At 67.8% G+C, this 19,557-nt stretch carries 17 protein-coding genes and 3 pseudogenes; 7 read left to right on the forward strand and 13 right to left on the reverse strand.

Going from position 1 to position 19,557, the window contains the following annotated elements; translation table 11 throughout:
* Positions 1–45 precede the first annotated feature (45 nt).
* The 5 genes and pseudogenes from ACHMXA_RS18550 to ACHMXA_RS18570 form a co-directional block, all read right to left on the reverse strand.
* Positions 46–915 carry an ABC transporter ATP-binding protein gene (locus ACHMXA_RS18550; RefSeq protein WP_395316116.1) on the reverse strand — a complete coding sequence of 290 codons (870 nt, stop codon included), beginning with the start codon at positions 913–915 and terminating at the stop codon, positions 46–48.
* Between the two features lie 29 nt (positions 916–944).
* Positions 945–1,760, reverse strand: a complete 816-nt coding sequence (locus ACHMXA_RS18555) for an ABC transporter permease (RefSeq protein WP_395316117.1) — start codon at positions 1,758–1,760, stop codon at positions 945–947.
* Positions 1,757–2,626: an ABC transporter permease gene (locus ACHMXA_RS18560; RefSeq protein ID WP_395316118.1), complete on the reverse strand. Its 870-nt coding sequence runs from the start codon at positions 2,624–2,626 to the stop codon at positions 1,757–1,759. Before ACHMXA_RS18560 ends, ACHMXA_RS18555 begins: the two co-directional genes overlap by 4 nt.
* Positions 2,623–3,738 carry an ABC transporter substrate-binding protein gene (locus ACHMXA_RS18565; RefSeq protein ID WP_395316119.1) on the reverse strand — a complete coding sequence of 372 codons (1,116 nt, stop codon included), beginning with the start codon at positions 3,736–3,738 and terminating at the stop codon, positions 2,623–2,625. The genes ACHMXA_RS18560 and ACHMXA_RS18565 overlap by 4 nt, the downstream gene beginning before the upstream one ends.
* Positions 3,735–5,253 (reverse strand): annotated as a pseudogene (locus ACHMXA_RS18570) (amidohydrolase family protein). Before ACHMXA_RS18570 ends, ACHMXA_RS18565 begins: the two are co-directional and overlap by 4 nt.
* A 272-nt stretch (positions 5,254–5,525) precedes the next feature.
* Between ACHMXA_RS18570 and ACHMXA_RS18575 the strand changes: the two are divergent.
* The 3 genes and pseudogenes from ACHMXA_RS18575 to ACHMXA_RS18585 all read left to right on the forward strand — a co-directional run.
* Positions 5,526–6,332 carry a MetQ/NlpA family ABC transporter substrate-binding protein gene (locus tag ACHMXA_RS18575; protein ID WP_395316120.1) on the forward strand — a complete coding sequence of 269 codons (807 nt, stop codon included), beginning with the start codon at positions 5,526–5,528 and terminating at the stop codon, positions 6,330–6,332.
* Between the two features lie 204 nt (positions 6,333–6,536).
* A pseudogene (locus ACHMXA_RS18580) lies at positions 6,537–6,680 on the forward strand (LysR family transcriptional regulator); the annotation flags it as partial.
* 237 nt (positions 6,681–6,917) lie between these two features.
* Positions 6,918–7,103: pseudogene (locus ACHMXA_RS18585) on the forward strand (agmatine deiminase family protein); the annotation flags it as partial.
* Positions 7,104–7,123: 20 nt separating this feature from the next.
* Here the strand turns inward: ACHMXA_RS18585 and ACHMXA_RS18590 are convergent.
* The 6 genes from ACHMXA_RS18590 to mltG form a co-directional block, all read right to left on the reverse strand.
* Entirely contained in the window at positions 7,124–7,804 is a 681-nt protein-coding gene (locus ACHMXA_RS18590) for an ankyrin repeat domain-containing protein (RefSeq protein ID WP_395316121.1), read from the reverse strand.
* Positions 7,801–8,607, reverse strand: a complete 807-nt coding sequence (locus ACHMXA_RS18595; RefSeq protein WP_395316122.1) for a TatD family hydrolase — start codon at positions 8,605–8,607, stop codon at positions 7,801–7,803. Before ACHMXA_RS18595 ends, ACHMXA_RS18590 begins: the two co-directional genes overlap by 4 nt.
* 117 nt (positions 8,608–8,724) lie before the next feature.
* A complete protein-coding gene (locus ACHMXA_RS18600) occupies positions 8,725–9,111 on the reverse strand; it encodes a PilZ domain-containing protein (protein ID WP_176664101.1) in 387 nt (128 codons plus the stop codon).
* Positions 9,108–10,121: a DNA polymerase III subunit delta' gene (locus tag ACHMXA_RS18605; protein WP_395316123.1), complete on the reverse strand. Its 1,014-nt coding sequence runs from the start codon at positions 10,119–10,121 to the stop codon at positions 9,108–9,110. Before ACHMXA_RS18605 ends, ACHMXA_RS18600 begins: the two co-directional genes overlap by 4 nt.
* Positions 10,118–10,774 (reverse strand): dTMP kinase, encoded by a 657-nt coding sequence (gene tmk / locus ACHMXA_RS18610; protein ID WP_395316124.1) that lies wholly within the window; start codon positions 10,772–10,774, stop codon positions 10,118–10,120. The genes ACHMXA_RS18605 and tmk overlap by 4 nt, the downstream gene beginning before the upstream one ends.
* The gene (mltG, locus tag ACHMXA_RS18615; RefSeq protein ID WP_395316125.1) at positions 10,771–11,799 is read right to left on the reverse strand and encodes an endolytic transglycosylase MltG; all 1,029 of its coding nucleotides are present in this window, start codon (positions 11,797–11,799) and stop codon (positions 10,771–10,773) included. Before mltG ends, tmk begins: the two co-directional genes overlap by 4 nt.
* Positions 11,800–11,921: 122 nt before the next feature.
* Between mltG and ACHMXA_RS18620 the strand changes: the two genes are divergently transcribed.
* Both ACHMXA_RS18620 and ACHMXA_RS18625 read left to right on the forward strand, forming a co-directional pair.
* Complete coding sequence (locus ACHMXA_RS18620) at positions 11,922–12,848, forward strand: YgfZ/GcvT domain-containing protein (protein WP_395316126.1); 927 nt, start codon at positions 11,922–11,924, stop codon at positions 12,846–12,848.
* Positions 12,849–12,995: 147 nt separating this feature from the next.
* Entirely contained in the window at positions 12,996–13,943 is a 948-nt protein-coding gene (locus ACHMXA_RS18625; RefSeq protein ID WP_395316127.1) for a hypothetical protein, read from the forward strand.
* Here the strand turns inward: ACHMXA_RS18625 and ACHMXA_RS18630 are convergent.
* Positions 13,937–14,830 carry a YbgC/FadM family acyl-CoA thioesterase gene (locus ACHMXA_RS18630; RefSeq protein WP_395316128.1) on the reverse strand — a complete coding sequence of 298 codons (894 nt, stop codon included), beginning with the start codon at positions 14,828–14,830 and terminating at the stop codon, positions 13,937–13,939. The two genes, ACHMXA_RS18625 and ACHMXA_RS18630, sit on opposite strands and share 7 nt — an antisense overlap.
* A complete protein-coding gene (locus ACHMXA_RS18635) occupies positions 14,827–15,804 on the reverse strand; it encodes an alpha/beta hydrolase (RefSeq protein WP_395316129.1) in 978 nt (325 codons plus the stop codon). The genes ACHMXA_RS18630 and ACHMXA_RS18635 overlap by 4 nt, the downstream gene beginning before the upstream one ends.
* A gap of 79 nt (positions 15,805–15,883) precedes the next feature.
* Here ACHMXA_RS18635 and ACHMXA_RS18640 point away from each other — a divergent pair, with 79 nt between their 5' ends.
* Complete coding sequence (locus ACHMXA_RS18640; protein WP_126181836.1) at positions 15,884–17,020, forward strand: iron-containing alcohol dehydrogenase; 1,137 nt, start codon at positions 15,884–15,886, stop codon at positions 17,018–17,020.
* 184 nt (positions 17,021–17,204) lie between these two features.
* On the forward strand, positions 17,205–19,547 hold the full coding sequence (locus ACHMXA_RS18645; protein ID WP_395316130.1) for a type VI secretion system Vgr family protein: 2,343 nt from the start codon (positions 17,205–17,207) through the stop codon (positions 19,545–19,547).
* The last annotated feature ends 10 nt before the right edge of the window (positions 19,548–19,557 follow it).

The following is a 19,557-nucleotide window of genomic DNA, read 5'->3' on the forward strand; positions in this document are numbered from 1 at the left end:
GAGGCTGGCTGAACCGCAGCCGGCGCAGTACACGATTCGAGCGCGTCACCAGGCGAGCTGCAACTGCGGCAGGGTGACGCTGCCCGCGGCGATGCCGCCCCTGGTCGGCGACTCGGCGCGCGGCGCCGGCCCGGTGTCCAGGAAGTCGCCGAGCACGTCGTCGCGCAGCCGGATGAACTCCGGATCGCTGCGGTTGCGCGGATGGGGCAGGTCGACGTCGACGATGCGCCGGATGCGCCCCGGCGAAGGCTGCATCACCACCACGCGGTCGCCGAGGAAGACGGCTTCCTCCACGTCGTGCGTGACCAGCAGCATCGTGATGCGCTCCTTCTGCCAGATGCGCTGCAGCTCGTTCTGCAGGCGTGAACGCGTGAGCGCGTCGAGCGCGCCGAAGGGCTCGTCGAGCAGCAGCACGCGCGGACGGTTCACGAGCCCGCGCGCGATCGCCACGCGCTGCGCCATGCCGCCGGAGATCTGGTGCGGCCACGAGCGCTCGAAGCCGTTCAGGCCCACCAGCGCGACGTGCTCGGCCACGAGCTCGGCCTTCTCCTTCGCGGTGAAGGGCGCGTTGCGCAGGCCGACGGCGATGTTCTGCGCCACCGTCAGCCACGGAAAGAGCCGGTGGTCCTGGAACACGATGCCGCGCTCGCGCCCGGTGCCCGAGATGGGCTGGCCGCCGAGCAGGATCTGGCCTTCGTACTGCGCGTCGAGCCCGAGGATGAGGCGCAGCAGCGTCGACTTGCCGCAGCCGCTCGTGCCGACGATGCTCACGAAGCGCCCGGCGGGCACGTGCAGGTCGATGCCTTCGAGCACCTGCAGCTCGCCGCCATCGGCCTGCGTGCTCGCGTAGCGCTTGCCCAGCGCGCGGATGTCGAGTGCGTTCGACGAAGCGTTCGGGATCGTTGCGTTGCTCATTGCTTGTTCTTTGCCTGCGTTGTGCGGTTTCAGTTGCTGCGGCCGGTCCAGCGCGCCAGCTTGCGCTCCAGGGCGCGTGCCGATGCGTTCATGAGCCAGCCGACCAGGCCGATCACGAACATGCCGAAGATCACCAGGTCCATCTGGAAATGCTCGCTGCCCTCGATCAGCGTGTTGCCGATGCCGCGGCCGGCCACCAGCAGGTATTCGGCGCCGATGGTCGCGAGCCAGGAATAGATCAGCGCCAGGTACACGCCCGTGAAGATCGAGGGCAGGGCGGCCGGCAGCACCACCTGCGTGACGGTCTGCCAGCGCGTGAAGCCGTAGACGCGCGCCACTTCGAGCAAGGGTGCCGGCGTGGTGCGGATGCCGTCGCAGGTGTTGACGACCACCGGCACCAGCGCGGCCAGCGAGAGGAACACGACCTTGGCCACGTCGCCCAGGCCGAACCACACCGAGATCAGCGGGATCCAGGCGAACAGCGAGATCTGCTTGAAGGTGTTGAAGCTCGGGCCGACGATGCGGTTGAAAAGCGGCGACAGTCCCAGCAGCGCGCCGAGCACCAGGCCCGAGGCGGTGCCGATCAGGAAGCCCGTGGCCTCGCGTGCGAGGCTGGCGCTCAGTGCGCGCCAGAGGCGCCCGCTCGCGACCTGGTCGACCGCAGTGTCGAACACCTTGGCCGGGGAGACCAGCAGCGCCGAGTTGACGACGTCGAGAGACGACAGCAGCCACCACAACGCGACGGCCGCCACCGGCAGCACGAAGCCGCGCCAGCGGCCGCGTTGCTCGGGCCTCAGTGGCTGTACCACGGCCAGCTCGGCCGCGTCCTGCGTGGAGGTGCTCATCGCGAGGCTCCGCCCGGTTGGCGCCTGCGCACGGCGGCTTCGAGCCGGTCGAGCAGGCGGTCGATGGCATAGCCAATGGCGCCCACCACGATCACGGCAGCCATCACCAGGTCGAGCTGGAACAGCTGGCGTCCATAGACGATGAGATAGCCCAGCCCTTCGCTGGAAGCCACGAGCTCCACGACCACCAGCGAGAGCCAGGCCTTGGTGAAGCCCAGCCGCACGCCGGTGAAGAGCGTGGGCACGGCGTGCGGCAGCACGATCTCGAGCACCTGCTGGCGCCTGCTGTAGCCGTAGACCTCGCCCACCTCGCGCAGCGCCACGGGCGTCTGGCGGAAGCCCTGCAGCGTGTTCAGCGCCACTGGCACCAGCGCCGCCTTGGCGATCAGGATGTACTTCAGCGGCTCGCCGATGCCCACGATCAGCAGCACGAAGGGCAGCCAGGCCAGCACCGGGATCTGCACCAGCGCATTGAAGCTGGGCAGCACATAGGCCTCCACGCTGCGCGACAGGCCCATGGCGGTGCCCAGCACGAAGCCGAGCAGCGTGCCGACGATGAAGCCGATGCCCACGCGCGCGAAGCTCGTGCTGACGTGCAGCCAGAGGTCACCGCTGGTGGCCAGGTCGCGCAGGGTTTCCCAGACGAACTGCGGCGGCGGCAGCACCTGCGGCGAGATCCAGCCCTGCTCGGCGCCTGCATACCAGAGCGCGAGCAGCGCGACGGGCAGGAGCCAGGGCAGGGCGCTTTCTCCGATGCGGGCGATGCGCCGCCAGGGCAGCGTCGGCACAGGAATCCGCGCCCCGCCGGACGCGGGTGCGCCGTCGCGGGGCTGCAGGACGGCCGTCAGCTCGGCTTCGGCACTCATCGAGCCGCGACCGATGCGGCAGCCCCGGCCTTGGGATTGCCCTTGGCGTCATAGGCCGTCCAGTAGTTCTCCAGCCCTTGTTTCTTCAGCGCGTTCTTGAGGTAGCGCGTATCGAACCAGTCGTCGATCGACACCTCGCGGCGGATCAGCTTGAGCTTGAGCGCATCGGCGACCACGGCCTTGTAGCGCCCGATGATGAAGTCGTCGACCAGCGGCGAGTTGCGCGGGGCGAGCTGCTGCTGGTCGAACTCGGCGGCCCAGGACGCGACCGGCGTGCCGCTGCGCGCCCAGATGCGGAACAGCTCGTCGCGGTTCTTCTCGTCGGACGACCAGCGCGCCGCGCGCACGAACACGTCGACCACGCGCTGCACCTCGGCGGGGTTGGCCTGCTCGAACTCGGAGCGCACCAGCAGCGAGGCCTGGCGCGTGAAGGCCGGGTCTTGCCCCTGGGTGGAATACACCACCTTGGCCAGGCCCTCGTCGCGCACCTTGAACCATTCGTAGCCGCCGAAAGCCGCGTCGACGCCGTTCGACACCAGCGCGGCCTGCGCGCTGCCCACGTCGAGGTTGACGCCCTTGACGTCCCGCTCCGTCAATCCGCTGGCCGCGAGCACGTTGATGGCGACGAGGTGGCCGTTGGTGCCGCGGAAGATCGAGACAGTGCGGTCCTTCAGGTCCTTGATCGACTTGATGTCCGATTTCGGCGGCGCCACCAGGTAGAGGTTGTTGCGTGCGCCGCTCACCAGCAGCAGCTTGGTCTTCAGGCCGTTGGAGCGGCCGACGATCTGCGGCAGGTCGCCCTGGTAGGCGAAGTCGATCTGCTTGTTGGAGAGGGCTTCGTTCACTGCCGGGCCCGCGCCCTTGAAGAACAGCCACTCGACCTTGATGCCCGATGCCTTGAACTCTTCTTCCAGCCAGTTGTTGACGCGCGCGACGCCGCCCGGCGATCCGCCCCAGGTGACCGGGTCGCCGCCGCCGGCCGTGGCCACGCCGATGCGGATGGTGTCGGGCGCCGCCTGCGCCGGCGAGACGGCAGCCGCCGTGAGCGCCAGGGCGAGGGGCAGGGAGGCCCAGCGACGCAGACTGGCGAGGAATGGATGCAGCCGGCTCATTTGCTGCCTTTCAGGCCGAGCTTGCGGCCGACCTCGGTGCCTTCGAAGAAGCGCGGATTGGCTTCCGTATAGAAGCGATGCGGGTTCTCGAAGACGAAGGCCTTGAAGTCGGCGGCGGAGATCACGCCTTGCTGCACGAGATCCCAGGTCTCGGCCAGCGGCTCGGTGAACTCGGGCACGTCCCAGTGGCCGACGTCGGACGACCAGATCGCGTTGATCTTGGTGCCCAGCGGGTTCACGCGGTCGTTGAAGGCCGCTGCCACGGTGCGGTCGTCCGCCTCGGAGCCGAAGTAGAAGTTGTTGACCCAGCGGTCGCGGATGTCCTCGACCTTCTCGATGCCGGCGAGCGCGAAGTCGTCGATCTCCGATTCGTTCGGCTCGCGGCTGTGCGGCAGCGCGGAGATGCCGAGGCTGTCGCGCAGCAGCTTCGACTTGTCGAGCGTGCGGCCCTTGAGGAAGTCGGCGCCGTAGCGCTCGAACAGCGAGGCGAGCAGTTCCACGTCGGCCTCCGCCGGGTCGTAGTTGCGTACCGCGTGCCTGTTGCGCTTCTCCCATCGGTCCACGAGGTGCGTGTAGACGTGCGCGCCCCAGTCGGCACCGCCTTCGAGCAGGCCCACGCGCAGGCCGGGGAAGCGCCGCGTCACGCCGCCGAAGAACAGCGCCTTGGCGAAGGCCTGCGAGCCATCGGCGAAATGGCCGATGTGGTTGTTCATGTAGTTGCTGATCGATTGCCGCCCCGTCCACCCCTGGCTGCCGTAGTGCGTGGTGACGGGCACGCCGAGCTCGACCACCTTGGCCCAGAAGGGGTCGTAGTCGTGCTCGCTGTCGATGCCGTAGAAGTCGATGTAGCCCACCTGCTTGGCGATCTCAGGGTGCTCGGCGGGCGGGTATTTCTCGGCGATGGCGCGGATCGGACGACGCACGCCGCCGGCGATGTTGATCACCTTCAGCCCGAGCGTCTTGACCGCGAACTCCAGTTCCTCGATGCCTTCCTGCGGCGTGTGCAGCGGAATGCCCGCCACCGGGGTGAGGCGGTCGGCGTAGGGCCGGTACTGGTCGGCGTGGAAGTGGTTGATGGCGCGGTGCAGCGGCTGGCGGTATTCGCTGCCGGCAGCGGCGGGGGAGAGCACGTCGTTGGGGGAACAGGATCGAATAGTCCGAGCCCTGTTCGCCCAGGCGCTCGTAGAGCAGCGCGGGCAGGGTGTAGGTGGCGAGGTCGTAGGTGTTGCGCGTGACGCGGGCCCACCACGGCGCGCGCAGCGTGCGATGGAACTGGCGCTCCTCGGGCGTCTGCTGGTACCAGTCCTTGCCGCCCCCGTTGCGCGTGACGAAGCGCCCGCCCAGCGCCTTGCGCAGCGCATCGACGAGCTTGTTGCCGCCGTACTGCGCCACGTAGTCCTCGAGCACGGGCGCGTAGTCGTTGACGTGGACATCCGTGTCGATCACGGGATGGTCGAGGCCGGCCTTCACGGCGGCGGAGCGCGATGCGTGCACGCGGTTCAAACGATCGTTCATCTGCGGAGTCCTCGGTGGGAAAGGAAGGAACGGCGCAGGCTACGCGTGGCAGGCAGGCTCGCCAAAGAAGGCTTTTGGGATTGCTTAGCCGGTGCATGCATAAGAAGCGTCGGGCCGGCCTTGGAACACCGCGCATGCAAAAAACAGATATGGAAGCGCCGATCCGTTGTTTGGGCCGAAGGGCCGCGCGGCTAACCTGCGGCGCCCCGGCCTTCTCGTTCGAAGAAGGCCACCAACAAAACCCATTCATATTTCCCGAGGGAACCAGAACCATGTTGTTTTCATTCCGACGCGCTTTCTCCGTGATGACGCTTGCCGCCGTCGCAGGCCTGGGTGCCGCCGCGCATGCACAGGAGGTGCTTCGCGTGGCAGCCTCGCCGGTGCCGCACGCCGAGATCCTCGAATTCATCCGGCCGCAGCTCAAGGCGCAGGGCGTCGACCTGCAGGTCCGCGTGTTCAACGACTACGTGCAGCCGAACCTGGCGGTGAGCGACAAGCAGCTGGACGCCAATTTCTTCCAGAACCGGCCGTACCTCGAGTCCTTCAACAAGGACCGCAAGACCGACATCGTGGAGGTGCCCAACAGCGACGTGCACATCGAACCGTTCGGTGCGTACTCGCAGAAGATCCGCAAGGCATCGGAGCTGCGCGAGGGCGCCGTGGTGGCGATCCCGAGCGACCCGTCCAACTCGGGCCGGGCGCTGTCGCTGCTGGCGCGGGAAGGGCTGATCAAGCTGAGGGACCCGTCCAACATCAAGTCGACCGCGCGCGACATCGTCTCCAACCCGAAGAAGCTGGTGATCCGCGAGCTCGAATCCGCCCAGCTGCCGCGCGCGCTGCCCGACGTGGACCTGGCGCTGATCAACACCAACTACGCCCTGGAGGCGAAGCTCGATCCGGGCAAGGACGCGCTCTTCATCGAAAGCGGCCAGAAGTCGCCCTATGCCAACTTCATCGCCTCGCGAAAGGACAACGCGAGCTCGCCGGCCGTCGCGAAACTCGTGGCCGCGCTGCACACGGCGGAGGTCCGCAAGTTCATCCAGGACAAGTACAAGGGTGCGGTGATCCCGGCTTTCTGAGCGGAACGCGGGACGTTCCAGACTTCGGATTTATATGCCAGCCCTGATGCTGGCAGCCGGCAGCGGGGGCTGCCGGTACACAGCCGGTGATTCGAGCCCTTCTTCTATTTTACATAATGCACATTGTGTGGATGATGAATGTCTACGAGCAAGAGCTCATCCACCGAGCATTAGCATCGAATCACCACAAGAAGCCCCCGCACCATGTCGAACGCCAGACTGCCTTCCTTCAGATTCCTGATCGGCTTCGAAGCTGCCGCCCGCCTGGGAAGCTACTCGCGTGCCGCGGAGGAACTCTGCATCTCCCAGTCCGCCGTGAGCCATCAGATCGCGCAGCTCGAGGAGCAAGTCGGCCAGCCGCTGTTCCGGCGCAAAGGTCGCGGCGTCGAGCTGACCGTGTCCGGGCGCCTGCTGCTCGACAGCGTGAGCAAGTCGCTCGACCAGATCCGCAGCGGCCTGAGCCGCATCGAAACCTACATGGACGACAGCCTCGTCACGCTGGTCTGTCCGGCGCCTGTCGTCAAGGGCTGGCTGCAGCCGCGCGTCGACAGGCTTCTGCAGGAGCACCCGGGGCTCTGTCCGATCATCTCCATCTACGTCTGCAACGGCGCGGTGATCGCGCCGCAGTTCGGCGATGCGCGCGCGGACGGGAATGCCCGTTCGCTGCTGCGCGAGCTGTTCCCGCGCCGCGAGGTGGTTCAGCTCGACATCGACGCCATCGCCGCGGGCGGCGGCGGCATCCACTGCACGACGCAGCAGCAGCCGCGCTGAGGGACTGGCTCCTCAGCGTCCTACCACTTGCCGTCCTTCGGAACCGCCTTGGCCGCGCTGGCCTTCGCGTTGGCGGCCGCGGCGATCATCGAAGCGGCTTCGGAACGGTTCGCCTTGTTGGCGAAATCGACGGCAGTCATTCCCAGCTGGTTCTTCATGGTCGTGTCGGCACCCTCGTCCAGCAGCAGTTTCACTGCATCGTTGGAGCCGTACATGGCCGCCATCATCAGCGGCGTGGTGCCGTTGGGCGACTGCGCGTCGATGAAAGCGAAATTCTCGAGCAGCGTCTTCATGATCGCGATCTGCCCGCTGGTGGCCGCGTAGTGCAGCGGCGTCCAGCCGGTCTTGTTGACGGCAGCGTCGCGCTTGAGCAGCTGGTCGACCACGTCCTGCTGGCCCTTGATGGCGGCCAGCATCAGCGGGGTCTCGTCCTTCGGGCTGGCGATGTCCACGTCGGTCTGCGGCGCCTCGATCAGGACCTTGATCACCTTGGGCGACGGCTCCCGCAGCGCGATCAGCAGGCCCGTCTGGCCGTGTTCGTCACGCGTGTTGGGGTCGAAACCGCGCTGGATCAGGTTGCGCACGCCGCTGGCGTTGTCGCCGCGCACGGCCCGGAAGAAATCTTCGAACGAACCGGCATGCGCTGCAAAAGATGCAGCAATGACAATGAGATAAATCGATTTCTTGAAGTAGTTTTTCATGATTTGACGTCCCTGAACAATGCCTCGAAGTTGTCGCTCGTGACCTTGGCGATGGCCTCCACGGGCATCTTCCTGAGCTCGGCGATCTGCTGCGCCACGTAGGGCACGTACGACGGATTGTTGGTCTTGCCGCGGTATGGCACCGGCGCGAGGTACGGGCTGTCGGTCTCGATCAGCATGCGGTCCAGCGGCACGAAGGCGGCCACGTCGCGCAGGTCTTGCGCCTTCTTGAAGGTCAGGATGCCGGAGAACGAGATGTAGAAACCCAGGTCGAGCGCCGCGCGCGCCACCTCGGCGGTCTCGGTGAAGCAGTGGAAAACACCGCCGGCCGCGCCGGGCGAGGCGTCTTCGCCCTCCTCCTTCAGGATCGCCAGCGTGTCCGCCGAGGCCTCGCGGGTGTGGATGATCAGCGGCTTGCCGGTGTGGCGGGCGGCGCGGATGTGCACGCGGAATCGGTCGCGCTGCCATTCCAGGTCGGAGATGCTGCGGCCGCCCTTGCGCTCTTCCATCTGGTAGTAATCGAGGCCGGTCTCGCCGATGGCGACCACGCGCGGCCGCTGCGAGAGGCTCACCAGGTCTTCGACCGAAGGCTCGGCGATGTCCTCGTTGTCGGGGTGCACGCCCACGCTGGCCCAGAAGTTGTCGTAGCTGGCGGCAAGGGCCTGCACTTCGTCGAATTCCTCGAGCTTGGTGCAGATGCACAGCGCCCGGTCGACCTGCGCCGCGGCCATGGCGGCGCGGATCTGCGGCATCTGGCCCGCGAATTCGGGAAAAGTGAGGTGGCAGTGGGAGTCTGTGAACATCGGAAATGAGGGTGAACGCGGCGCCCGCCCTGGTCTGGCCCTCGCCCGGTTGTCGGGGCCCTGTATGGGAGGTCGGCGCCGTCGAACGAGTTCCGCGTCACCGGGACGGCGGGAGACTCAGATGGTTTGCGTGGGGCGGTCGGAGGCCATCGAGCCGCCGAGCGCCGCCTCGATGCGCGCCTTCAGCTGGCGCGACTTCTCGTCGGAAGGAAAACGGATGCCCACGCCCGGAGCCCGGTTGCCGGCGGCGCGCGGCGGCGTGATCCAGGCCACCTTGCCGGCCACGGGGTAGCGCTGCGGGTCTTCGGGCAGCGTCAGCAGCACGTAGACGTCGTCGCCAAGGCGGTATTCGCGGGAGGTGGGAATGAAGATGCCGCCCTCGGCGAACAGCGGGATGTAGGCCGCGTACAGCGCGCCCTTTTCCTTGATCGCGAGCTGGATGACGCTCGGCCGGGCGGGTGTGGAGGCTGCTGCGGGCGCAGCTGGGGCGGCAGGTTGGTTCATGGGCGACGAGCGGCAGAGTTTAGGGTGGTTCGCGCTTCGCTCACAAGCGCTTCGAGCATGAGGCCCGCATTGAACGGGTGTTCCGCGGTTCTTGCGGCACTTGCGAGCGACTTCGACCAGCGCGCGAGCGCCAGCCGGGACGGCGCCGCCGGCAGGTCGACGGCATCGAAGAAACGGGGCGCGGCGCCGTTGCCGACGGCCATCAGGTCGTGGCAGAGCTTCTGCAGCGCACCGACGGCCTGCGCGGGCGCGTGATCGGCCAGCGCCCCGACCTCGCCGCGGGCCATGGCCTTGGGCAGGAGCGCCCAGGCCTTGGGCGACTGCCCCGAGCGCGCAAGCTTCAGGGCATCGGTAGGCCGGCCGCCGGCGGCACGCAACAGCGCGCCGGCATCGGCGGCAGGAATGTCCTGCGCGGCAAGCCAGGCCTCGGCCTCTGCAGGCTCCGGCCAGGGCAGCGTGAAGCCCAGGCAGCGGCTGCGGATGGTCGGCAGCAGCTGCCAGGCGGCCTCGCTGGCGAGCACGAAGCGCACGTCGCCGACCGGCTCTTCCAGCGTCTTCAGCAGCGCGTTGGCGGTGATCGTGTTCATGCGCTCGGCCGGATACACCAGCACCACCTTGCCGCGCCCGCGCGCGCTGGTGCGCTGCGCGAAGCCGACCGCGTCGCGCATCGCCTCCACGCGGATCTCGCGGCTGGGCTTGCGCTTCTTGTCGTCGATCTCGGCCTGGGCCTTCTCGTCGAGCGGCCAGTTCAGCTCGTGCATGGCGATCTCGGGCATCAGCACGCAAAGGTCCGCATGCGTGCGCACCTCGATGGCGTGGCAGCTCGGGCAATGGCCGCAGGCGACGCCTTCCTGCGTCGGCTGTTCGCACAGCCAGGCGGAGGCCAGGGCCAGCGCCAATTCGTACTGGCCGATGCCGGAGGGGCCCTGCAAGAGCCAGGCATGGCCGCGCTGGCGAAGCAGCTCGGTCAGCGGCTTGCGCAGCCAGGGGGACAGCGCCTCGGCACTCATCGGTCGCCTCCGCCGGCCAGCACGCCGCGCGCCGTCAGCTCGGATTCGATCTGCTGCCAGACCTGCTCGCGCGTCTGGCTGGCATCGATGCGCACGAAGCGCCAGGCATCGGCGCTCGCGCGGTCCGCATAACCCTGTGCCACGCGGCGGAAGAACTCGACCGGCTGGGCCTCGAACTTGTCGGGCACCCGGGCGCCGGCCAGCCGCTGGGCAGCGATCTCGGGGGCCAGGTCGAACCATAGCGTGACCTGCGGCTGCAGCAGCTTCGCGCTGCCGGCCTGCGCCTGGACCCATTGCTCCAGCGTGGACAGGACGGTGTTGTCGAAACCTCGCCCCGCGCCCTGGTAGGCGAAGGTTGCATCGGTGAACCGGTCGCAAAGCACCACGTCGCCGCGCGCCAGCGCCGGCTCGATGACCTGCACGATGTGATCGCGCCGCGCCGCGAACACCAGCAACGATTCGGTCAGCGGGTCCATCGGCTTTTCGAGGATCAGCCCGCGCAGCGTTTCGGCCAGCGGCGTGCCGCCGGGCTCGCGCGTGCGCACCACCGTGCGGCCCTTGGCCTTGAACAGCGCCTCCAGCGCGTCGAGGTGGCTGGACTTGCCGGCCCCGTCGATGCCTTCGAGCGTCAGGAACAGGCCGTTGTCACTCATTGGGTCGTCGCCTTCTGTTTACTGGAGTCGCCGCCACCGCGCTGATATCGGTTGACCGCGCGGTTGTGGTCGTCGAGCGAGCTGCTGAACTGGCTCGTGCCGTCGCCGCGCGACACGAAATACAGCGATTTGCTTTGCGCCGGCTGCACCGCGGCCAGCAGCGCTGCCTTGCCGGGCATGGAAATCGGCGTGGGCGGCAGGCCGCCGCGCGTGTAGGTGTTCCAGGGCGTGTCGGCCTGCAAGTCTTTCTTGCGCAGGTTGCCGTCGAAGGCCGTGCCCATGCCGTAGATGACGGTCGGGTCGGTCTGCAGCGGCATGCCGATGCGCAGGCGATTGGTGAACACGGCCGCGATTTCTGAGCGGTCGTTGGCCTTGCCTGTCTCCTTTTCGACAATACTGGCCAGAATAAGCGCCTCATCGGCCGATTTCAGCGGCAAGTCGGATGCTCGGGCGGCCCAGGCGGCTTCGAGCTTCTTGTCCATGGCCCGCATCGCGCGCTGCAGCAGGGCGATGTCGGTCGAGCCCTTCGAATAGGTGTACGTGTCCGGGAAGAAGCGCCCTTCCGGGTGCACGCCCGGCTTGCCCAGCTTGGCCATGAGCGCGTCGTCGGTCATGCCCACGCTCTCGGGCTTGAGCTGGTCGGCCTTGGCGAGCGCGGCGCGCACCTGGCGGATGTTCCAGCCTTCCACCAGCACCACGCTGCGCGTGGCTTCCTCGCCGCGCACCAGGATGTTGAGCAGCAGCTTGGGCGTGACGCCGCGTTCCAGCTCGTAGCTGCCGGCGCGCATCTGGCGGTCTTGTCCGGAGATGCGGAACCACAGGTAGAGCAGTTGCGGCTGCACGTCGACGCCCGTGTCGGCCACCGCCTGGGCGATGCCGCGCGGCGTGGTGCCGGGCTCGACAGACAGGTCGACGCTGGGCGCGGGCAGCTTGAGCGGCTGGTGCACCCACCAGAGGCCGGCGCCGCCGAGCGCGAGCACGGCCAGGGCGGCGAGCAGGAAGAGCGTGAGGAAGAAACTGCGCACGAGTCCGATGTGGGGATGACGGGGAAAAAGCCGGAGGCAATCAAAAAACGGTGCCCTTGCGAACCGAAGGGCTGGAGCCCCTGCCGCCTCGAAGGAACAGGCACGGCCATGATAATTCAGCGATGACCACTGTCGTTCTCAATGGGGTGACCGCCCTCTCCCATCTCGGCGTGATCCGGGCCGAAGGTCCCGATGCCGCCAGCTTCCTCCACGGCCAGCTCACACAGGATTTCTCCCTGCTCGGCACCTCCGACGCCCGGCTGGCCGCGCTGTGCACCGCCAAGGGCCGTGTGATCGCAAGTTTCATCGGCATCAAGCCGCAACCCGAGTTGATCCTGCTGGTGTGCAGCCGCGACATCCTGGCCGCCACGCTCAAGCGCCTGTCGATGTATGTGCTTCGCGCCAAGGCCAAGCTGAGCGATGCCACGGGGCAGTACGCGCTCTACGGCCTCGCCGGCACCGCCCTGACCGCCAACGGCCTCGACGCCGCCGCCCCGCCCGGCAAGCGCACCGCCGTCGGCGACGATGTCAGCGCCGTGTCGCTCTACCCCGCGGACGGCGTGCCGCGCGCGCTGTGGATTGCGCCGGCCGGCCATGCCGCCCCCGCCGGCCCCGCGCTGGACGACAACCTCTGGCAGTGGAGCGAGGTCCGCAGCGGCATCGTGACCCTGACCACGCCCGTCATCGAGGCCTTCGTGCCGCAGATGATCAACTACGAATCCGTGGGCGGCGTGAACTTCAAGAAGGGCTGCTACCCGGGCCAAGAAGTGGTCGCGCGCAGCCAGTTCCGCGGCACGCTGAAGCGCCGTACCTACCTCGTGCAGGCCGACGCGCCGGTTTCCGTCGGCCAGGAAGTCTTTGCCGCCGGCGATGCCGAGCAGCCCGTGGGCACCGTGGCTCAGGCCGCGCCGGCGCCCGGCGGCGGCTGGTCCGCCCTGATCTCGATGCAGATCGCCGCGCTCGAGGCCGGCGGCCTGCGCGCGGGCGCGGCCGATGGGCCGGCGCTCACGGTCGAGCCGCTGCCCTACCCTTTGCTCGAAGACATCTGAGCCACGATACCCCCAACGCCCCTGGAGAAAAGGAGCGTTTGGCGCTATCCAGGAGATAGCGCCATTTTTTTTGCGCGTCGTTTAACCCTGCCGGCGGTGCTGCTCCGTAGAAGCCTGCACCGATCAACTCCGGCAAGGAAGACCACCATGAAGCGCAGATTCTTTTCCACCGCCCTGGCCGCGACAGCCATGACCGCCATGGCCTCGCTCCCGGCCTGCGCGCAGACCTCGGAACGGCCTTATGTTCCCTCCACGCCGTCCAGCCGCATCGGCTCGCTCATGCAGATCAGCGTGGTCGACCGCGGCACCGGCGCCGAGCTGCCGATCTACCGCCATCGCGGCGAATACTGGGTGGCCGGCCGCCCCGGCGCGCGCTATGCGATCCGGGCGCGCAACGCGATGGGCGAGCGCATCATGGCGGTGATGTCCGTGGACGGCGTCAACGTGGTCACCGGCGAAACCGCGGGCGTGCTGCAGAACGGCTACGTGTTCAGCGCCCGCGAGCGCAGCGACATCACCGGCTGGCGCAAGAGCGACTCGCAGATCGCGGCCTTCGAGTTCGCCGCGGCCGGCAACTCCTACGCCAGCCGCACCGGCCGGCCCGACGACGTGGGCGTGATCGGCGTCGCGATGTTCCGTGAGCGCATGCCCGAGCCGCTGCCTCCGCCCGTCACTCCTTTCCCGCGCCGTGACGACAGCGGCGGATACGGTGGATATGGCTCCGAACGCGAGCGCCGCAGCGAATCGTCGTCGTACCAGGGTGACGCGCGGGCGAAGGCCGGTGCAGCCGACAGCGCAGCACCTGCAGCGGCCGCCGAGTCTTCAGGCAGCCTGGCCCGGCAATCCGCACCCAGCCCGAGCCTGGGCACGGCGCACGGCCGCCGCGAGACCTCGTACGTCGGCAAGACCACTTTCGAGCGCGCACAGTCGTCGCCCGACGAAGTCATCCGCATCCGCTACGACAGCCGCGAGAACCTCGTCGCCGCCGGCGTGATCCAGGTGCCGCCCGCTCCACGTTGGCCGCGCCCGGCGGGGCCGTCGCCGTTCCCGGGCTCGGACCCGGGCTACGTCCCCGATCCGCCGAGCCGCTACTGAGCGGAAGAAGAAAGAAGAGACCTGCGCATCTCGATGTGTGGGATGCCGGCCTCCTCGAAGCCTTCGCCATGCGGCACGTAGCCCAGCCGCGTGTAGAAGCGCTCGGCACTGCGTTGCGCGTTCAGCGCGACCACGCTGTCGCCGCGCTCCCGGGCGGCGTCTTCCAGCACCTGCATCACCGCGGCGCCATGGCCGCCGCTGCGCAGGTTGCGGTGCACCGCCACGCGGCCGATGTGCGAGATGCCGTTCTCGGCCGGCAGCAGCCGGGCCGTGGCGATGACCTGGCCGAGCCGGTTGCGCGCCACCGCGTGCAGCACCACGGCGTCCTGCTCGTCCCACTCCAGAGATTCGGGAATGTTCTGTTCCTCGATGAACACGGCCCGCCGCAGCGCACCGGCGCCTTCGCCCAGCGTGGCCCAGTCGCCCGTCTCGATGGTGCGCATCGACTCACCGGCCTCGTAACCCAGCAGCACCTCGCGCAGCGCCGGCGGCACCGGCTTCGAGGTCTGCGTCGCCGGATCGGCGAACACGTAGACCAGCTCGCAGCCGACCAGGAACTGGTCCTGGCGGAACAGTCCGCCCTCGAACACCATCGACGAATTGCCGATGCGCGCGCAGCGCATGCCCACGTCGAGCACGTCGTCGATGCGCGCCGATGCGCGGAAATCGACCGTCGCCTTGCGCACGTAAAGGTCGCCGCCCATCGCGTGCATCGACTCTTCGTACGGCAGCGCCAGCGCACGCCAGTAGTCGGCGATGGCAGTGTCGAAGTACATCAGGTAGTGCGCGTTGAAGACGATCTTCTGCATGTCGACTTCGGCCCAGCGGACGCGCAGGCGGTGGAAGAAGCGGAAGTCCTTGCGTTGGGTTGATGCTGTTTCGCTCATGGGTTCAGTGCCTCCTTTAGTGCCCGGGCCGCATCGTCCTGCGCCTGCAGCGCCTCCGGAATCGCCCGGCCCATCTTGATGAATTCGTGGATCACGCCGCGGTAGATCTCCAGGTCGACCGGCACGCCGGCCGCGCGCAGCTTGTCGGCGTAGGCGATGCCTTCGTCGACCACTGGGTCGCATTCGGCCAGCCCGATCCACGCCGGAGCCACGCCGTCGACGTCGTCGGCCAGCAGCGGCGCGAAGCGCCAGTCGTCGCGGTCGGCCGGGGTGTTGACGTACTGCGCGAAGAAGAAGTCGATCATGGCCTTGGTCAGCAACGGGCCGTCGACGTGGCGCAGGTGGGAGGCCGTGTCCTGCTGTGCGGTGGTCCCGGGGTAGATCAGCAGCTGCAGCGAGAGCGGCAGGCCCGCATCTCGCGCGAGGATGGCGCAGACTGCCGCGAGCGTGCCGCCCGCGCTGTCGCCGCCCACCGCCAGTCTCGACGGGTCGAGGCCCAGGCTCGCGCCCTCCTTCGCGATGAACTGGAAGGCGTCCCATGCGTCGTTCGATGCGGTCGGGAACTTGTGCGCTGGGGCCAGCCGGTAGTCCACGGAGATCACCGCGCAGCCGCTCTTCTTGCTCAGCACGCGGCACAGCGTGTCGTGCGTGCGGATGTTGCCGACGGTGAAGCCGCCACCGTGGAAATAGATCAGCACCGGCAGCACCGCCGACGAAGGCGCGTAGAGGCGCGCGGGAATCGGGTATCCGTCGCGCGCCGCGATGGTGAAGTCTTCGACGCGCGCCAGTTCGGGTTTCGGCACTTCGAGCACGCCGGCGCCCTTTTCGTAGGAGGCCTTGGCCTCGTCGGGCGTCTGCTTGTCCAGCGGCGGGTGGCCTGCGCGGGCCATGCGTTCGACGACGCTGGCCATCTTCGGCGTGAGCCGCGTGGCGGCCGGTGTGCCCGGCGCGACAGCGGCAAGGGTTTCTTTCATGTGCAAGGCGGTTCGCTCTTGTTAGATTTGGCTGGTCGGCAATCGTACCTGCCCCGGGCTCCCCGAGGCCTTCATCCCCATGGCACTCATCCAATACCTCACCCAGATCCAGTTCGAGTTCGGCGCGATCAAGCTGCTTTCCAGCGAATGTGCGCGCATCGGCATCAATCGTCCACTCATCGTGACCGACGCCGGCGTGCGCGCGGCGGGCGTGCTGCAGAAGGCGCTCGACGCCATCGCCGACCTAGAGGTCTCGGTGTTCGACCAGACGCCCTCCAATCCCACAGAAGCCGCGGTGCGCGCGGCCGTGGAGCTCTACCGCAGCGGCCGCTGCGACGGCCTCATCGCCGTGGGCGGCGGCTCCGCCATCGACTGCGCCAAGGGCGTGGCCATCGCGGCCACGCACGAGGGCCCGCTCAAGACCTACGCGACCATCGAGGGCGGCTCGCCGCGCATCACCGATCGCGTGGTGCCGCTGATCGCGGTGCCCACCACCAGCGGCACCGGCAGCGAGGTGGCGCGCGGCGCCATCGTCATCGTCGACGACCATCGCAAGCTGGGCTTCCACAGCTGGTTCCTGATGCCCAAGGCCGCCATCTGCGACCCCGAGCTCACGCTGGGCCTGCCACCCAAGCTCACGGCCGCCACCGGCATGGACGCCATCGCGCACTGCATGGAGACCTTCATGTCGGCCGCGTTCAATCCACCGGCCGACGGCATCGGCCTCGACGGACTGGAGCGCGCCTGGGGCCACATCGAACGCGCGACGAAGGACGGCAGCGACCGCGAGGCGCGCCTGAACCTCATGAGCGCGTCGATGCAGGGCGCGATGGCGTTCCAGAAGGGCCTGGGCTGCGTGCACTCGCTGAGCCACAGCCTGGGCGGCGTCGATCCGCGCCTGCATCACGGCACGCTCAACGCCCTCTTTCTGCCGGCGGTGATCCACTTCAACTCGGGCGCCGAGTCGGTGCAGAAGGAACAGCGCCTGCAGCGCATGGCGCAGGCCATGCACCTCGATTCGGCCGGCGACCTGGGCGATGCCATCCGCGACATGAACGCGCGCCTGGGCCTGCCCAAGGGCCTGGCCGAAGTGGGCGTGACGCCTGCGATGTTCGAGCAGATCATCGACGGCGCCATGGCCGACCACTGCCACAAGACCAACCCGCGCCTGGCCACGCGCGACGATTACAAGGCGATGCTCGAAGCCTCGATGTAAGGCTCGCGCAAGAAGCCTGTAATGGCTTCTTCTACACATTGCTTCAGTGAGCGTTCCGAGGGGTGTTTCAGAGGGAAAAACGGCCCTCTCGCACCCCTCGCGTCATTTATGTGACATAAGGGATTTCTAGACTGTCACCGAAGGTTTCCCAACCGCGGAAACCCAAGGGTCAGGGAAGTTCCGAATGCAGCGCACAGTCCAAGTCCACACCGTCATGAGCCCGGAGCAGCTCAAGTTCCGCTCGATGCGGGGACGGGAGGGGCTCTCCGAGCTTTTCGAGTTCGAGGTGGACATGGTCAGCACCAGCTTCAGCCTCGACCTGAAGCAGTTGCTCGGCACTTCGCTCACGCTGGAGCTGGCCGACGAAGGCGGCCCGCGATTCCTCAACGGCACCGTGGTGCGCTTCGAGCTCGTGGGCCGCGCCAACGAGACCGGCCGCCACTACATCTACCGCGCGCTGGTGCAGCCGTGGCTCTGGTACCTCACGCGCACCACCGACTGCCGCATCTTCCAGAACAAGAGCGTGCCCGAGGTGCTCGACGAAGTGCTGGGCAAGTACGGCTTCCAGTTCGAGAAGCGCCTCACGGGCAGCTATTCCGCCCAGGAGTACTGCGTGCAGTACCAGGAGAGCGACTTCGCCTTCGTCAGCCGCCTGATGGAACACGAAGGCATCGCCTACCACTTCGAGCACGGCAACGGCTCGCACCTGCTGGTGCTGGCCGACGACTCGGGCAGCTACAAGCCGCTGCCGGGCCACGCGAGCATCCCTTACCGCCCGCGCGACCGCGTGGTCAATGCGCTGGAGCCCTGCATCGACCAGTGGCGCGTGGCCGAGCAGATCACCTCCGGCCGCGTGATGCTCGACGACTTCGACTTCCGCAAGTCGCGCGCCTCGCTCCAGAGCGTGCAGCAAGACCCCAAGCCGCACGAGCACTCGACCTACGAGGTCTACGAATGGCTCGGCGGCTACACCGAGCACCAACAGGGCGACGCCTACGCCAAGATCCGCCTGCAGGAGCTGCAGTGCGCGCACGAGCTGGCCGCGGGCCACACCAACGTGGTGGGCATGGCGCCGGGCTACCTGTTCCAGATGACGCATTGCCCGCGCGAGTCGGACAACCGCGAGTACCTTGTCACCGAGACCCGCTACGACCTGCGCGAGCCCGAGTACTCCTCGGGCGGCAGCAGTGAATCAGTGTGCGAGTTCGACTTCACCGTGCTGCCCTCCTCCGTGCCCTACCGCCCCGCGCGCAAGACGCCGCGCCCGCGCACCAACGGCCCGCAGACCGCCACCGTGGTCGGCCCCGAAGAGATCTGGACCGATCGCTTCGGCCGCGTGAAGCTGCAGTTCCGCTGGGACCGCTACGGCCAGTCGAACGAAAACAGCTCCTGCTGGGTGCGCGTGTCCAGCAGCTGGGCCGGCGCCAACTACGGCACCATGCACATGCCGCGCGTGGGCCAGGAGGTGATCGTCGATTTCATCGGCGGCGAGCCCGACCGCCCCATCGTCACCGGCCGCGTCTACAACAGCGACCAGATGCCGCCGTGGGAGCTACCCGCCAACGCCACGGCCAGCGGCATCCTCACGCGCTCCAGCTCGGGCGGCGCGGCCAACCAGGCCAACATGCTGCGCTTCGAGGACCGCACGGGCGCAGAGCAGATCCTGCTGCACGCCGAGCGCAACCTCGACGTTGAAGTGGAAGCCGACGAGACCCACACCACCGACGGCACCCGCACCACGCTCGTCAAGGGCCACGAGTCGGCCACCTACAAGGACGGCGAGACGCGCGACATCACCGCCGGCGCCAAGGAAACCATCACCGGCGGGGACACCCGCAGCGTGACCGGCGGCTTCACCGAGACCGTGACCGGCGGCGTGAACCAGACCATCTCGGGCGGCAAGACGCGCGTGCTCAGCGGCGGTCTGAACGACACCATCACCGGCGGCGTGCAGCTTGCCATCACCGGCGGATTCAACGGCACCATCGACGGCAAGGAAATCCGCTTCGTCAGCGACGGGCGCGACGACACCATCAACACGTCGAACAACGTGCTGGTCAACGGGCCCTCGACCACCACGGTCACCGGCCCGACGGTGCACACCTCGCCCGATGTGACCTTCAACACGACGAACCACATCCACAACACGACGCAGCACGTCATCAATACGACGATCTACAACACGACGTCGAACACGTACAACAACCTGACCAACAACTACACGAACAACTCGGTCAGCTACACCAACAACTACGCCAAGAGCAGCGACTGGCGCCTCGCACGCTCGGGCGGCGCGGGCTTCCGCTTCGGCGCGGTGGGCATGTCGCTCGACTTCTGGGGCGTGCGCCAGCAGTTCTACGGCATCAACTCGCAGTACGCGGTGCTCAAGGTCGACTTCATCACCTGGAAGATCGCCAACAAGGGCATCGACATCACCCAGAAGGCCGCCCAGGTGGCCAGGGCCGCGCTGCGCCTTTACATGGATGGCATGGCCGCCTATGCGCAGGGCATGCACATCGTGATGTGATGACGGAATC

The organism is Variovorax sp. UC74_104, from assembly GCF_044055375.1.
Taxonomy (GTDB): Bacteria; Pseudomonadota; Gammaproteobacteria; order Burkholderiales; family Burkholderiaceae_C; genus Variovorax.